We start from the raw sequence: 14,366 nt of genomic DNA, 5'->3' as shown, positions 1-14,366 counted from the left end.
TGGAAGCTTACTAGCCTACAGCCAGCTGACCTCTCTCGCTATTGCCAAGTGTGTCGGTTGTTATGGGAATCTAGGCATTATTCACAAGCTCGCCAAGTTAACATAAACATGCACCTTCGGGCAGCCGGCCTCTATACTCGCCCCCTTTAAACTCACCCCTTAAAGAATAATAAAAAATATTTTTATTAAGGGTGAATATCTAGAATTGATGACGTTTTCAACACTCAACAACTCAGAAAGGTACTTTCTTTGTGACCTTATTAAAAATAAGCGACCTCATAGATTTCCATGCCAGAAAAATAGGCGACATAAATTTTATCAAGCTTTTCTAAAGGCTTACTTACACCGTAAATAGAACCGATAGCCAAACTCAATATTTGACGGAATATTCAACAGCCCAGTTTTACAAAGAATAATTAGACCGTTATTCTAGAAGCACCCATCAAAAAAAAAGGATTTTCCCAACCCTAACACCCAATTAGGCCAGGAACCATCAGCAAAGGCATACCCAAAAAAAATCTACTGGCTGCCATACTGATCCAACATTTTATTTTACCGAAAAACCTAGTAAGGTTTATATAGCGGGCTACTTCCTAGATTTTCTGCTCATAGACATGGAACAACAAATATAACCACACCAACAAGCTTGCTCGATTGACGACCCGCTCTACGCTTTACATTCGGGCGACTTAACCCAAGAAACCATTAGAAAATTCAATTAAAAATGTGTTAACCAAAAAAATAGGATTATAAATGCCACTCGACAACATAAAATGCATATCTGAAAAATTAGAGCACACTAAAAGAAAAAATGAGGCAATTGCAGCTGAACTACTCACAAAAGCAAAAGAAGGTAATGCAAAAATAAACTGGAATGCGATAACAATGCTATTGTTATTTGGCGACCTCCTTGACAATACCACTCCATTTACTAACGTGAAGTCGAGCAGCGAAAAAAACATCCTCCCAAACAACAAAAAGCATAAAATAGCAGAGCCATATAACAACACTTATGAAGTATATGAATATTATAATGAGTTGATTAACAAATCGGTTAATACAATCCCCAAAGAAACCCCGTGTGTTATGGGATTATCGGGAGGAAGAGATTCAAGACATATTCTTCTATCCTTCAAGTCTCAACAAAGAAATCTCCCAAGATTAGTGACTTCAAGACATTTTTTAGGAAATCACAGCGAAGCGGATATAAAAATCGCACAAAATTTAGCCTCTAAAATAAATGTTAACATTCAGGTCGTACAACAACCAAATGATCGCTTTCACCAAGAGTGGGATAAAAACCTTCATACCGGGCTGCAAACTACTGCGCACTCATGGGGCTTAGCATTAAGTGATGCATTGAGTGGGCCCGAAGTTCTATTTGACGGGATGAATGGAGGCGTATTGTTTGGAAGATCAGGACTTCTTAGATCTGCTGTAGTTAAATTTGGCGAAAAACGACTTAGCTTTAACAATCTACGAAACCATGTGACACATCACTTAATCGAAAGACCATACAAATTACAGCAGTCATGGTTGCCAACTAATATAATCTCATCAAATACTATAAAGGACATACAAGATCAGGTTGATTCCTGCTTTCAACAATATGAAGATTACAACAACCCCCTACAAGCATTTCAATATCACGAGCACGTTCGAAGAAATACAAGGCTTTTTACTTATGGATTAATGAAAAATGAGTTCGTTATCTGCCCTTTTGACACTATTGAAATGGTAAATTTCGCATTAAATCTTCCATGGGAGTTATCAAGCGACCCACACTTTCAGAGCAATGCAATATCATATTTATTCCCTGAGTTTGGAAGCGTTATGTATTCGGAGCAAACTAATAACCTACCCCCCTCATGGGCACCAAATCAAGAGAGTGAAACTAATAGCTGGAATCGAATTTTGACAATTATTAAGCCGCACATTGAAAAAGCAGGGCTAGACATTCTAGAAAAATCGCGCCAAAAGCTAAAAACAATCCAAAACACAACACTTTTAGCTCAGGCAATTTACTGGGAAGAATATGGAGACTTACCAAGTGCACATGATTTTTTTTCGGATATCGGCTAATGCCCGCACCTAGCCGAGGAAAATGCGATTTTCAATGTAACCCATATAAGTTACTCAACATAGTAAGGAGAAAAAGCTGCGTAAATCTGACTGAAGCTCGACTACTTAAGACTTTATTTCTCACGCTAAAGGTCAATAGAGAAGTTAGAGTAGAGCTTCCTGTTATCCTCGTGCAGTTTAAACTGACAAACAGTCCAAACAAATAAGAAAGAGCTTCTGAAAAAATGACAGGAAACTCCCTCTACGGAGCGGAATTTAATTTTCAGTCAATCTCAGTTAGCAAGCAGTCAAAATCAAACCATTTGGGAGCAGCGAAACAAAAAAAGGGGGGGGGAGAGAAGCACGAAGGTAGGACAAGGATTGTCAGAAATAAATCTACTAGCCCACCTCTAATATTGCTAGAAGCAGGCCTGAACCTTGAATAATGCCCTTACGTGCCTCCAGGTATTCAGCGACGGGCGGCGAAAATACCACCAGCCATGACCACTAGTGAGGAGAGCATTCCCACGCCAACCAAACTATATAGGCTGATGGACTGACGCGCAGCTTCACTCAACACTTCGCCAAATGGAAATTGCCAGGCAACGATGCCGGAGGCTGCCAGCACGGCCACGTATTGGAAGCGGCTTGCTCGGCGCTCACTCTGTTGCGAGGGCGCAGGCAGCTTTGCCATCACATTCTCGCAGAAGCCGTCATCATCGAGGTAAGGTTCATCGAACTGCAGCTGCTCTGCTAGCCAGGCATCAAACTGTGGGTCCTTGCCCTCTATCGCTAAATCAGCCAAGGTATTTCCCCTTGTGTTGCGCTGTTCAAAGTTAGCCATTAACCACCTCCTCGCGCCACGGCTGCAATAAGCTCTGTAGCTTTGCCCGCGCGCGGTTAACATGGGATTTTACCGTACCTAGCGGCAGCTTCATAATACTTGCCGCCTCTTCATGGGAGAAACCCCGCTGCATACATAAGTGTATGGCTTGGCGCTGAGCATCGCTCAGGGCGCCCATTGCCGAGTTTAAGTCCCTAGCCATCCCCAAACGCTGAGACTCTTCCACAGTCTCTTCAGCCTGGGCCCGGTCCACCGCCTCTTGATCCACCTCCGGTGCATTCTTGCGTTTATGGCTCATTACGAGATTGTAGGCAATACGGTAGAGCCAAGTGCTAAACTGAGCATCCCCCCGAAATGCAGGCAGTGCCTTGTAGGCTTTAATAAAAGCCTCCTGCGCCATATCGTCCGCCAAGCCTTGGTCGCCATCGCACAGTTGACGGAGCGAGAATCGCAACTGTGACTGATAGCGACGAACCAGCTGGGCGTAAGCCCGCTGGTCCCCGCTTTTGACGGTGCGCCTGATCAATTCCTCGTCATTGAGGTCCATATTCCCGGTCCTACACCTGCTTGTTATCGAGCTTCCAGTTGATAAAGCGGGCCAGGCCGATGAACAGTGGGATCAGTCCCAGGCTACCCACCCCGATTCCCGTCAGAGCTGTGAGCCAGATAAATACTGCTGCGCCAATCGCTATCAGTGTGATCCCTCGATCATTGGGGTTCCTGGGGCTGTTGCCCTCCAGCATATCGAGCATTTCAGGGGGGACATCGCGGCCATCGGCCACCATACGGTTGATGTTTTCCATTACCAGTTGCTTTTTGCGGTAACTATTTTGTGTCACTAGCCAGACAATCAACACTGGCATACCAAAAACACAGATGAGGGCAACAACGGGTACCAGCCAGTCAAACATATTTTCTGAATGGTGCTCTCTCCCGCTCCAAGCCCTTGAACCCTCTTCATGGCGCTTCGAAAGCCCGATTTCCACGTTCTCTGGCACGCTATCCAGGGCCTCTTCAACGACTTGACCACGCTCATCGAGAATGCCCTTACTCTCAAGCCTCTCGATTATTCGCTGACTCAGGGGGCCGCCAAATTCAGCACCCAGGTCCACCTGAACCTCGCTGCGCTCGCCGTCCTCTCCCTGGGATTTGATAATTAATACACCGTCGTCATCGCGCATAATCCGTACACGTGTATCGGACTTGGGTACCTCATTTTCTAGTACCGGTGGCAGTGGTGGTTCGGGCATTCTGCCGCTGCCTTCCTGGGCCCAGCTGCCCAGGGCGGCAAACGTTACCGTCAAGGCTACCACCCAGCGGGCAGCTACCTGCAGGGATTGTGAATTGCTCGCTCTCATTACTTACTCTCTATCGTTGTCTTTTTTCTACTGGTAACCGTCGGGTTGGGGGGGCCTGTCACACTACATGACCGTAATACGACCTCTGCTGTAAGGGCTTGGTGTAGCGCCGTGGCGGACCTTTTCTTTGGCAATACGTACCGGATAACGGAGGTCGCTGCCCTGGCCATTATCTATTGCCTTGCATTCACTGAGCTTTTGCAAAAAATGCTGGTCCGTTTTCTCAGTAAGCTGCCGATGGATATCCTCCACGGAAAATCCCAGCTCAGTCGCCCCTGCATGACCGACCTGCATGCCGCCAAGCGCCAGTATCAGTGCGGCGCAAAATTGTACCTTCTTAAGTGATTTCGCAGTAAACATTGTGACCTCCTGATCGATTTTCCTTGTACGCTTCTATGACGGGTCCAGAAACGAGTTTGGATGCAGGCGCAGAATTTTTTTCTTAGGGCCACCCTTGTAAGGACATACTTTCTAGCCACACTGGACCAGCAAGTATAAATGTCGCAATAATCGCGCTTTTAGCTCGGGGGGCAAATAAATGCCTGGCATTAAGGAGATTTTGACTTTCTGGTTTGGTGGCCACACTCTGGATTACCATTCCTCGCAGGAATGCCAAAGGCGCTGGTTTTTAGCAGACCCAAAGCTGGACTTGCAAATAGCGAGAGACTTTGCAGAAGTTACCAACGAGGCTTTGGAGGGTAAGCTGGAGCACTGGCGCCAAAGCCTGGCCGGTGAACTCGCCCTCTTGTTACTGTGTGACCAATTTGCTCGCAATATTCATCGTGGTTCACATCTCGCCTTCCGGGGTGACCCGCTAGCCCTCGATATCTGCGAGGCGATATTGCAACGGGGAGAAGAGCAAGAACTCGGGGTATTCCAACAGACTTTTATTGGTATGCCCCTGGAGCACAGTGAAAAACCCTCTATTCAGCGGCGCTCCGTGGCATACTTCGCCCAACTGCAGAAGCGCCATGGGGATAATGAGACGATTGCCCCCTATCTTGCCACTCACTATCGATATGCCCTGGCCCACCAAGCGGTTATCGAGCAGTTTGGCCGCTATCCGCACCGCAATGCGGCCCTCGGCCGTGTTTCCACAGAAGAAGAGAAGCGCTGGCTGGCTCAAGGGGGCGGCTTTAAATAATGGATTTACTCGGTTGGTTATCACTTGCAGGCATCTGCGCCCTCGGGGCCATGTCACCTGGTCCCAGTCTTTTGATTGTGATGCGTTGTTCAACTTCCGGCCTTCAGCAGGGCCTAGCCAGTGCTATAGCACACGGTGCGGGCGTTGCCATTTACGCGGCACTGACGGCCTTCGGCCTCGCGGTACTGATCACCAGTTCGCCGCTTCTGTTTAGCATCTTGCAGTGGGGTGGTGCGGCGATGCTGCTGTACCTGGGCTGGAAGGCTTTAAGCGCACCGGCACCGGGCTCGGCGGCTACGCAGCTGGAAGCTCCTCACTTGAGTGTTCGCCGATCTATCGTGCAGGGTTTTGGGGTGGCTTTCTTTAATCCGAAAATCGCTATGTTCTTTACCGCCCTGTTCAGCCAGTTCGTCTCAGAGCAACAAGCCCTCGCTACCAAACTGGGTATGGCCGCCATGGTCTCCGGAGTGGATACTCTCTGGTACTGCATCGTGGCCCTGACTGTCCATGCCAGCCGCAAGCGCCAACTGGTGAGCAAACATCTTGGCCACCGTATTCAACAACTGTTTGGCTTGCTGCTGATAGGCTTGGCCGCTCGCTTGGTGCTGACTATTTAGCTGGCCTAATGTGAGCGAGCCGCTCGGGCGCCCCGTGCGCCCACTCTCTCGCCCTTGTATCACTTCTCGCTAAGAGCCTGATTCCTCTCCGATACAAAACGCACCTATTCACCGAGCAAAAAAACAGGCCCGAAATGGGCCTGTTTACTGCGGAGATTGCAGCTCGGGTGCCTGGGGGGAGTACACCCGGCTGCAGGACGGCATTATGACAGTTACCACAATTTCCGGTAGCCCGGCCATCGCAATGGCGGCTAATCTAACCGCAATTCCCCATCCTGTATTTCTACAGGAGCCACCATTGACACTGAATATATATACAGTTACCGTATAGCCATACAAACAAACTGGAATGTCTGAAGGGCAATTGGGAGGCATATTATGGCCGTAGTAGCTGTTTGGAAATGTGATCGAGACGGAGCTATGTTCGACAACAAAAAAGATGCTGAAGAACACGATAAGATGCTGGAGCTTGCCGCCAACATTACTACGCTGATTGAGCGGAGTGTTGAAGGTATTGATGAGCAAGTGAGTGAAGAAATCGGCTTGCTACTGGCCAAGCGCCGTGATGCACTAGCCAAAGCCTGCAAGGGCAAACCGGAAGTCCTGCTGGAAGATGAGGGTCACGGCGAAGATCCCTCTGCTGAGACAGTAACGCCTTTCGCCGCCAACCAGTAAAAACCTATCGTTTTATCCCTGTACTCTGCCCGGTTCAACCGGGCTTTTTTAGCTTTTAAGCGCTCTACACCCCACATTACCGTTGATTGCCCTACAGAGACTTCACCGATATTACGATATTAACTGCGGCCAGTATCAATATCACCAGCCAGCTAATCACAGTGCCCCAGAAACGCCCTGTATGTGTACCGCCCTTGCCTGCGGTCAAACCATAAGCGTGGAAAACGCGGGAGAGAAGAAATGCAATCCCAAACCCATGCAACCAAATATCTGGAAGGCCACCCAGCTCGGCAACCAACAGAAGTAACAACGCAATGGGGGTATATTCAACCGCATTTGCATGCACCCGTACACGAACCTCATTGCAGCGATCATCGCCTGTTCCAATACCCACACGTTGAGTACGGCGAAATTGCACCACCCGACCCGCTAAGTAGAGAATCAAAATTGCACAAAGGCTGGTATACAGCGCTGTTATATTGGCCATGGGCCCTCGCCTCTTCTTATTAATCCGGTGAACAACAAATATATCGCCACTACCCTTTCCCCGACCACATCAATGGGTCACAAGCGAGTGGACCTTTTTGTTCATTCTTAGTGGGCAAAAAAAGAGCGGGCAGAGCCCACTCTTTTTGATCAGCCGCTATTGTCTGTCAGTGGCGGTACCCAAAACCCGACCCCTTTCCTGGCTTCAGGTGGCGATCGCGTAAGCGGGTTGAACGGGTGACCAGAGATTGCGGCTCACCATCAATCAGCACCTGCTCTGGATAGCTCGTCACTTCCAGCGGATCTCCGCTCCAGACAACTACATCGGCCGTTGCGCCCTTCTCCAGAGTCCCGCCATCGAGATTGAAAATATCCGCCACATTACTACTGATACTCTTGAGCGCCTCTTCATAGGGTAAGCCGTGGGCAACTGCATTACCCGCAGACTGACGGGAGAGATACACATTGTGGGTGGAAGCATAACCCGGGCCACTAATGGCCACCTTAACGCCAGCTTTTGTCAGCAGCGCGGCATTATCGAAGCGCGCTCCCAGACTGGAGAAGGAGATCGGCAAGTTGTCAATCGCATCGATCACAACGGGCACCTGGGCCCGGGCCAGCTGATTGGCCACCATCCAGCCCTCGGCAGCACCGAGCACCACCAGCTTCACATTAAAAGCCTGGGCCAACTCAATAACGACCAAGATATCACTGGCGCGATTGACAGTGATCAACAAAGGTTCCGTGCCATTGATCACTGGTTGCAGTGCTTCCAGATCTGCCAAACTGTAGTCCAGTTCGCGCCAATCCCCTTTGCGAATTGCCGCACGATTATCCCGGTACTCCCTGGCTTGGCTTAGAGCGCTTTCAACCTTGGCAAAGGCATTAGCGCGGCTGCCGCCTGCCAACTGGGCACCGGTCTCCCCGAGATAGGCTTTCTGGGCAACATCTTTCGCTTCAACACTATCAAACTCACCATTAAGTTTGATCGCAAAGCCACGCCCGGCAAATACTCTCTGAGCTTCAACGGCAGCCGTATCCCAAGTGCTAATTGCCGGGAACACCACGGCACTGGTCACCCCGCCAGCACGGTTGAACGGGATCAAGGTCGATTTCGGGTTATAGGCCGGCAATGGATTAAAGGCACTACCGATACTTTCCCCTGTCACGGCGTGGTCGTTGGTCCCACTGGCTGCACTGATCTCCACTAGACCAAGCTCAGAAATAGGAGCGATAACACCAGGGGTAACCACCTTACCACTTGCATCAATCACCCTGTCGGCGGAGACATTCAGGGTGGGTGCCACCTGCTCCACCTTGCCGTCGACAATCAATACATCGGCCGACTCCAACGTGCCCTTGTCAGCCAAAGTATGGACCTTGCCGCCCTTAATCAGAACACTCTCAGCCTGGGTGCCTGCCGTCAGCACCCCCAGGGCCAGCGCACAAAATACCGCTAATTTTTTCACAGTCGCTCTCCCTCTGCATCGAGAATACCCAATTCGAAATCACTGCGCGGTTGGCGCTTCTTATCAAAACGGTCGTACATCAACGCACCGTCAATAAAAACCTGGTCTACATGGGTATAAACACTAAATGGGTTGCCGGACCAAACCACTACATCGGCCATCTTGCCTTTTTCTAGGCTGCCCGTTTGCGCTTCGATTCCCAACGCCTTGGCAGGATTGAGGGTCATCCAAGTCACTGCATCTTTTGGTTGAATATCGAAGCCCGCGCGCTGACCGGCAGTCATTGCTTTGGCCACCTCTTCATTCAAGTGCTGAACGCTAACACCGGAGTCGGAATGAATCATGGCACAGGCCTTCGCTTGGTCGACAATGGCGATATTCGCTTCTGTCATGTCAAAGGCCTCGTGCTTAAAGCCCCACCAGTCCGCCCACATGGCCGCACAAACATTGTTCTCGGCCAGCAGGTCGGCCACTTTATAAGCCTCTACGGCATGGTGGAAAGTGGAAATCTGGAAACCGAACTCATCGGCAACATCCATCATCACGGCCATTTCCTCACCGCGATAACAGTGATTGTGCACCAGAATATCGCCGTTCAAAACGCCAGCCAAGGTCTCGAGGCCCAGATCGCGCTCAGGCTCGTCGCCCCCTTTCTCTACGTAGTCTTCCCACTTTTTCTTGTAATTGCTGGCATCAATCCAGGCGCTACGATAGCCGGCCACATTGCCCATTCGAGTTGAAGGAGAAGTACCCTTGCCACCATAAACGCGCTTGGGGTTCTCACCACAAGCCATTTTCAAGCCATAGGGCGCACCGGGAAATTTCATATCCTGTACACTGCGACCCGGTACATTCTTCAGGGTGACACTGCGCCCGCCGAATAAATTGGCAGAACCCGGCAGAATCTGCAGAGTGGTTACACCACCAGCCAAGGCCAGGGGAAACTGCGGGTCCTGAGTCCACACAGAGTGTTCCGCCCATACCTGTGCAGTATTTGGCGATGTCATCTCATTGCCATCCTGAGAGGATTCAATGGATGGGGCCGGGTAATCCCCCAAGTGGGAGTGCACATCAATAATACCGGGAGTAACCCACTTGCCCGTACCATCGACCACCAAGGCACCCTCAGGAGCTTTGAGGTCTTGACCGATTCGGACAATCTTTCCGCCCTCCAGTAGAAGGTCGGTGTTCTCCAGTTGCTCACCGGTACCAGTGAGCAGAGTAGCGTCCTGAATAAGAACCGGCTGAGACTGGGTAACAGAATACGTTGAGGGAAAGGCATCCAGGCGAGAGAAATCCAGGGACCTCTGTTCGCCCCCGGCCTTCTTCTCACCACAGGCAGACATCAACAGCGAGGCACAAAGCAAAGCCGCGATGCCGCGCCCGAAAACTCGAGAATGCAGCTGCATAGTAATTCATCCAATGGTCTTGAAGATGGCGGTGAATGCTATCAGGTTGGTTCGTCTTAGCCACCACTTCTGAGGAAAAGTTTGCCACCCCGATGCGTTCGCAGCCTACGTATCCAGCGAGACAATACAAATTGATGTGGATCACACCCTCATAAACACACAATTACAAAAGGGTTTATAAATAATGGCCTGTCAGCTATGACTACAAACCAGGTCAAAAAACCCATTGCTTCCCTATATACTTTTTTATTTCCGCATGATGCAATTTCTGGTGAAAAAATACTCAACAATAATTCAGGAGGAGAACAGGTGATCAAAGAAAGCAGCTTTCCGGCATTCCCCTCATCTCCCATTATCACTAGTAGTACCCAAGGCCGGGATTCCCATCAGGTTTACGAGGCCCTACGTAAAAGTGAGGAGCGCTATCGCGAGCTGGTTGAGCATGCAAACTCAATCATTTTACGATGCGACAAGAATGGTCGCATTACCTCTTTTAATGAGTACGCGCAGCAGTTGTTTGGCTATTCCGAAGCGGAAATTATTGGCCGACACCTGGTAGGCACCATCGTGCCCGCCGGTGAATCCAGTGGCCGCGACCTACGCCAACTGATTCAGCATGTCTGCGACCATCCCCAGGAACATCGCTACAACATCAACGAAAATATCACCAAATCAGGTAAGCGAGTTTGGATCGCTTGGACCAACAAAATCCTATCCGGTGAGAATGGTCGCCCTACTGGTATTCTCAGTATTGGAACAGATATCACCAAACAGCGCTTGCTGGAAGAAGAGTTGCGTCAGGCACAGAAAATGCAGGCCATCGGTGAATTAGCCGGCGGCATCGCTCATGACTTTAACAATATGATCCATGGGATCAGCGGCTATGCCGAAGTTATCCAACAAATCGCGGAAGATCCGCGCATTCGCGAGTACACGAACCATATCCTCACCACCGCGCGCCATGCTGCCGAATTGACCAAGCAATTGCTCACCTTTGCGCGCAAAGGCAACTATCAACTCAAAGATTGCAATACCCATGAAATCACCCGCGATGTTTGCGCCATGCTTGAGCGCACTATTGATCGGCGTATTCGCATCGAACAGCGGCTAGAGGCCGGCCGCCCCCATGTGGTCGGTGATCCCGCCCAATTGAAAAGCGCATTGCTGAATATCGGTATCAACGCCAAAGATGCCATGCCTGATGGCGGCAGACTGAGCTTTACCAGCAGTAATATTACCCTCGAAAAAGTGACCACTATTGCCGACTTTGAAATGCAACCTGGTCATTATCTGCTGATTCGCATTGACGATAACGGAACAGGTATGTCCCCCGAGGTGCGACGCAGAATATTTGAACCTTTTTTCACGACCAAGGAGAGCGGGCGCGGGGCTGGGCTGGGGCTCGCTGCTGTGCACGGCACCATTCATTTACACAAGGGCGCCATCCAGTGTCGCAGCCGGGAGGGAGAGGGCAGCACATTTCAACTCTACCTGCCTATCGCCGAGGCAAAGCCAAACACCCAACAAAAACAGGCAGAATCCTTACCGGCCGAGCGCAAACTGCGCATCATGGTGGTTGACGATGAGGCCATTGTCCGCAGCTACTCGAAAACACTCTTTGAGATGAATGGCCACAGAGTGGTCACTTTTGCCTCTGCAGAGCAGGCTATTACCTATTACCGGCAGTATTGTGATCAAGTGGATCTGGTTATCCTCGATATGATCATGCCCGGTATGGATGGACAGGAGTTGTTCGCCTTCTTGCGACGCATTAACCCTATGGTGAAAGCAATCCTCTCTACCGGTTACAGTGTCGACAGCAAAGCCCAGAAAGTTATCGCCGATGGCGTGCTCGACTGCATCCAGAAACCCTTTACTTACGACAGGCTCAGCAAGAAAATTGAGGAACTGATTTTAAGCGGTCAACTGGCAACACCTAAAGGGTGAAGGTCCGCACTCCACAATAGAGCGACTTAGCCAGCCAGAAAGCCAATCTCTAAGAACCTGAGAATATAAGTCGGTATCTAGTGCTTAATCGCCACTAATTCTGCAAATTTTTTGTGTAGGCTCTTTAGAGAATAATGTGTGGGAGGTAACGGCTCATATCCTGAGTCACCAAATTTCCATCCTCACGAATTGAAATACCTGCTGCCATATCGTCCACCAGCCAGCTGCCCAACAGAGTGTAACTTTTACCAAACTTCGGCAGGGGATGCATTGCCTGGTAAATAAAGCCTTCTTCTCCATAGGGCCCACCCGATAGCGATTGCACATCGCTGCCACGCACCACTGAAATATTGGCTCCTTCTCGAGAAAAAATTGGCTTTTTTACCAGCTCCGAATAATTGCTGGCTTTATCCAGCTCATCTTCAAAGAAAGAGGGCAATAAGTTTGGGTGCCCCGGAAACAACTTCCACAACATGGGCAGTAACGCCTTGTTGGACAGTATCGCTTTCCAGGGTGGTTCCAACCAGCGCACATTGTTACCGCCCAGCAAAGAGCCAAACTCTTCACGGAACATAAATTCCCAGGGGTAAAGCTTAAACATCCAGGTAATTACCTGGTCGCGCAAATCGGTAAAAGCCCCTTGCGCATCACAGCCGATATCTTCGATAAACACAAAATGATTGGTGATACCGGCTTCGCTAGCACAGTCTTGAAGGTATTGAACCGTGCCGCGGTCCTCCAGGGTATCCTTGCAGCAGGCAAAGTGCAGTTCTCGGCCGGGCGTCAAAAACTGTAAATCATGGAAGCGGTTAACCAGCTTTTCCTGCAAGCTGTTGAACTGGTCTGATTGCAACGGCAGAGCACGCCTATCCACATTATCTTGTAACCAGAGCCACTGCCAAAAACCCGTTTCATACAAACTGGTGGGAGTATCCGCATTATTTTCATAAAGCTTGGCCGGTCCCTGCCCAGAGTAGGCAAAATCCAAGCGAGAATAGAGACTGGGGTCACCATTTTTCCAGGAGTTGCGCACAAAATCCCAATGTTGTTCCGGGATGCAGAAACGGCGTAATAGCGCCTCATTCTCAAGCACCTTGGCCACAACATCCAGGCACATTCCGTGAAGCTCTTCGGTGGGGTCTTCAATATCCCGCTCTATCTGTTCCAGGGTGAACTGATAGTAGGCGCTTTCATCCCAGTAGGGTTCTCCATACAGAGTGTGAAAATGAAAACCAAACTCCTGCGCCCGCTCTTTCCAGCGCGGGCGCTCACCGATCGGTAACCTCAGCACTAATCAGCCTCCCCAGCTGCGGGAGCGACCGCTACTGGAGCGACCACCGCCCCAATTGGATTTAGCCGAAGCCACCGCGCCAAAGCCCCCTCTGGAAACGGTCTTGGTGACCTTGGGCTTCGGATCCATTGCACTCTTATCCACGGTATAGGACGTTTTACCGTGGCGACCGATAACCTGACCATCGGCAGTCATCAGGCGATCGTAGTAGCGGGAACCGGAGGCTGAATAGCGGTAAACCGGGTTGTAATAACCAGAGGAGCGATAACGCCGATCGTTATCATTCAGCATGGAGGCAACCATAAAGCCCGTCATCAGGGGCATCCAAAAGCCACTGCCGCTATCCCGACAACTGCCAAACTCTGCCTCACACTGAGATAAATTGGCATACTTGGGCCCGGTGCGTTCAGCTTCCGCGAGCGCCCGCTGATAGGCTGACTCACACTGTGCCTCATCAAGCTGTGTATTACTTACACAGTCCTCAACGGAAGACACTACCTTGACCTCTTCCTCTGAGGAGCAACCCATAAGGGCCGCAGTAATCCCCAAAGCCAGAGGGCGCAGTACAAAGCTGGTCCCCTTACCTTTACGCATCCGTGTAAGGTTAATATTTTTGCTTCGCTTCATCCTCACTCTCCGCTCAGTAGCTCATGCAAGCTGCGTTGAGGACACCAACAGAAATAGTGGTGGAGGCCAGCATAATGCCGGCGCTAACCTCTCCATCCTCAATACGCTCAACAATACGCGGCATAAAGCCAAAACGAATAATGGCAAATGCTATTATTTGAGCAACCAGGGCGACCAATGCCCAGGTGCCGAAGTCAATGATGGAAACAGAGTTACTGGCGGCACCGCCTACAGCAATAGCAAAACCCAGCACCGCACCGCCAAAACCGATGGCAGCGGCTGCGTTTTTATCTTCACGGATTAATTTCCATTCGTCATGGGGTGTCACCAGTGCGTAGAGAAATTTAAACGCAATTAAAAATACCAGTGACAGACCAAAATAGGCCGCAAAGTGAAGGATACCAGTCATTAAGTCATAGGGCTGGTCCATTGATACTT

At 50.1% G+C, this 14,366-nt stretch carries 15 protein-coding genes; 5 read left to right on the top strand and 10 right to left on the bottom strand.

Annotated elements, in window-relative coordinates:
- The first annotated feature begins 753 nt into the window (after positions 1 to 753).
- Positions 754 to 2,082 (top strand): ATP-binding protein, encoded by a 1,329-nt coding sequence (locus tag Q1A69_RS07505; protein WP_299583442.1) that lies wholly within the window; start codon positions 754 to 756, stop codon positions 2,080 to 2,082.
- A 448-nt stretch (positions 2,083 to 2,530) separates the two neighbouring features.
- On the opposite strand, the gene Q1A69_RS07500 is transcribed toward Q1A69_RS07505, so the two are convergent.
- The 4 genes from Q1A69_RS07500 to Q1A69_RS07485 all read right to left on the bottom strand — a co-directional run bounded on the left by Q1A69_RS07500 (position 2,531) and on the right by Q1A69_RS07485 (position 4,623).
- A complete protein-coding gene (locus Q1A69_RS07500; RefSeq protein ID WP_299583439.1) occupies positions 2,531 to 2,905 on the bottom strand; it encodes a hypothetical protein in 375 nt (124 codons plus the stop codon).
- On the bottom strand, positions 2,898 to 3,452 hold the full coding sequence (locus Q1A69_RS07495; RefSeq protein ID WP_299583436.1) for a sigma-70 family RNA polymerase sigma factor: 555 nt from the start codon (positions 3,450 to 3,452) through the stop codon (positions 2,898 to 2,900). The genes Q1A69_RS07500 and Q1A69_RS07495 overlap by 8 nt, the downstream gene beginning before the upstream one ends.
- A 10-nt stretch (positions 3,453 to 3,462) precedes the next feature.
- Positions 3,463 to 4,263 (bottom strand): DUF6249 domain-containing protein, encoded by an 801-nt coding sequence (locus Q1A69_RS07490; protein WP_299583433.1) that lies wholly within the window; start codon positions 4,261 to 4,263, stop codon positions 3,463 to 3,465.
- Between the two features lie 63 nt (positions 4,264 to 4,326).
- A complete protein-coding gene (locus Q1A69_RS07485) occupies positions 4,327 to 4,623 on the bottom strand; it encodes a hypothetical protein (RefSeq protein ID WP_299583430.1) in 297 nt (98 codons plus the stop codon).
- A gap of 178 nt (positions 4,624 to 4,801) precedes the next feature.
- On the opposite strand from Q1A69_RS07485, the gene Q1A69_RS07480 reads away from it, so the two are divergent.
- From Q1A69_RS07480 to Q1A69_RS07470, 3 genes are all read left to right on the top strand, one after another.
- Positions 4,802 to 5,407: a DUF924 family protein gene (locus Q1A69_RS07480; RefSeq protein ID WP_299583427.1), complete on the top strand. Its 606-nt coding sequence runs from the start codon at positions 4,802 to 4,804 to the stop codon at positions 5,405 to 5,407.
- Positions 5,407 to 6,024: a LysE family translocator gene (locus Q1A69_RS07475; RefSeq protein ID WP_299583424.1), complete on the top strand. Its 618-nt coding sequence runs from the start codon at positions 5,407 to 5,409 to the stop codon at positions 6,022 to 6,024. The genes Q1A69_RS07480 and Q1A69_RS07475 overlap by 1 nt, the downstream gene beginning before the upstream one ends.
- A gap of 378 nt (positions 6,025 to 6,402) precedes the next feature.
- The gene (locus Q1A69_RS07470) at positions 6,403 to 6,699 is read left to right on the top strand and encodes a YebG family protein (protein WP_299583421.1); all 297 of its coding nucleotides are present in this window, start codon (positions 6,403 to 6,405) and stop codon (positions 6,697 to 6,699) included.
- Between the two features lie 91 nt (positions 6,700 to 6,790).
- On the opposite strand, the gene Q1A69_RS07465 is transcribed toward Q1A69_RS07470, so the two are convergent.
- The 3 genes from Q1A69_RS07465 to Q1A69_RS07455 form a co-directional block, all read right to left on the bottom strand.
- Positions 6,791 to 7,186, bottom strand: coding sequence for an MAPEG family protein (locus Q1A69_RS07465; protein WP_299583419.1), 396 nt, complete (start codon positions 7,184 to 7,186; stop codon positions 6,791 to 6,793).
- Between the two features lie 166 nt (positions 7,187 to 7,352).
- Complete coding sequence (locus tag Q1A69_RS07460) at positions 7,353 to 8,654, bottom strand: amidohydrolase family protein (RefSeq protein WP_299583416.1); 1,302 nt, start codon at positions 8,652 to 8,654, stop codon at positions 7,353 to 7,355.
- Complete coding sequence (locus Q1A69_RS07455; RefSeq protein ID WP_299583413.1) at positions 8,651 to 10,063, bottom strand: amidohydrolase; 1,413 nt, start codon at positions 10,061 to 10,063, stop codon at positions 8,651 to 8,653. Before Q1A69_RS07455 ends, Q1A69_RS07460 begins: the two co-directional genes overlap by 4 nt.
- A gap of 309 nt (positions 10,064 to 10,372) precedes the next feature.
- Here Q1A69_RS07455 and Q1A69_RS07450 point away from each other — a divergent pair, with 309 nt between their 5' ends.
- Positions 10,373 to 12,010: a PAS domain-containing sensor histidine kinase gene (locus Q1A69_RS07450; protein ID WP_299583410.1), complete on the top strand. Its 1,638-nt coding sequence runs from the start codon at positions 10,373 to 10,375 to the stop codon at positions 12,008 to 12,010.
- Positions 12,011 to 12,134: 124 nt separating this feature from the next.
- On the opposite strand, the gene Q1A69_RS07445 is transcribed toward Q1A69_RS07450, so the two are convergent.
- The 3 genes from Q1A69_RS07445 to Q1A69_RS07435 are packed head-to-tail and all read right to left on the bottom strand — an operon-like array spanning position 12,135 to position 14,358.
- Positions 12,135 to 13,301 (bottom strand): glutathionylspermidine synthase family protein, encoded by a 1,167-nt coding sequence (locus Q1A69_RS07445; RefSeq protein ID WP_299583407.1) that lies wholly within the window; start codon positions 13,299 to 13,301, stop codon positions 12,135 to 12,137.
- Positions 13,302 to 13,304: 3 nt separating this feature from the next.
- Positions 13,305 to 13,928, bottom strand: a complete 624-nt coding sequence (locus tag Q1A69_RS07440) for a DUF1190 domain-containing protein (protein WP_299583404.1) — start codon at positions 13,926 to 13,928, stop codon at positions 13,305 to 13,307.
- A 13-nt stretch (positions 13,929 to 13,941) separates the two neighbouring features.
- Positions 13,942 to 14,358, bottom strand: coding sequence for a DUF350 domain-containing protein (locus tag Q1A69_RS07435; protein WP_299583400.1), 417 nt, complete (start codon positions 14,356 to 14,358; stop codon positions 13,942 to 13,944).
- Between the last annotated feature and the right edge of the window lie 8 nt (positions 14,359 to 14,366).

Origin of the sequence: uncultured Microbulbifer sp. (genome assembly GCF_947498635.1) — a bacterium.
Lineage (GTDB): Bacteria > Pseudomonadota > Gammaproteobacteria > Pseudomonadales > Cellvibrionaceae > Microbulbifer > Microbulbifer echini.
The sequence above is the reverse complement of the archived record's forward strand: the minus strand, read 5'-3'. Positions and strand labels throughout refer to the sequence as shown.

Excerpts from the sequence above, each read along its gene's own strand:
- Q1A69_RS07505 (WP_299583442.1), top strand. The coding sequence starts at position 754 with ATGCCACTCGACAACATAAAATGCATATCTGAAAAATTAGAGCACACT.
- Q1A69_RS07500 (WP_299583439.1), bottom strand. The coding sequence starts at position 2,905 with ATGGCTAACTTTGAACAGCGCAACACAAGGGGAAATACCTTGGCTGAT.
- Q1A69_RS07495 (WP_299583436.1), bottom strand. The coding sequence starts at position 3,452 with ATGGACCTCAATGACGAGGAATTGATCAGGCGCACCGTCAAAAGCGGG.
- Q1A69_RS07490 (WP_299583433.1), bottom strand. The coding sequence starts at position 4,263 with ATGAGAGCGAGCAATTCACAATCCCTGCAGGTAGCTGCCCGCTGGGTG.
- Q1A69_RS07485 (WP_299583430.1), bottom strand. The coding sequence starts at position 4,623 with ATGTTTACTGCGAAATCACTTAAGAAGGTACAATTTTGCGCCGCACTG.
- Q1A69_RS07480 (WP_299583427.1), top strand. The coding sequence starts at position 4,802 with ATGCCTGGCATTAAGGAGATTTTGACTTTCTGGTTTGGTGGCCACACT.
- Q1A69_RS07475 (WP_299583424.1), top strand. The coding sequence starts at position 5,407 with ATGGATTTACTCGGTTGGTTATCACTTGCAGGCATCTGCGCCCTCGGG.
- Q1A69_RS07470 (WP_299583421.1), top strand. The coding sequence starts at position 6,403 with ATGGCCGTAGTAGCTGTTTGGAAATGTGATCGAGACGGAGCTATGTTC.
- Q1A69_RS07465 (WP_299583419.1), bottom strand. The coding sequence starts at position 7,186 with ATGGCCAATATAACAGCGCTGTATACCAGCCTTTGTGCAATTTTGATT.
- Q1A69_RS07455 (WP_299583413.1), bottom strand. The coding sequence starts at position 10,063 with ATGCAGCTGCATTCTCGAGTTTTCGGGCGCGGCATCGCGGCTTTGCTT.
- Q1A69_RS07440 (WP_299583404.1), bottom strand. The coding sequence starts at position 13,928 with ATGAAGCGAAGCAAAAATATTAACCTTACACGGATGCGTAAAGGTAAG.
- Q1A69_RS07435 (WP_299583400.1), bottom strand. The coding sequence starts at position 14,358 with ATGGACCAGCCCTATGACTTAATGACTGGTATCCTTCACTTTGCGGCC.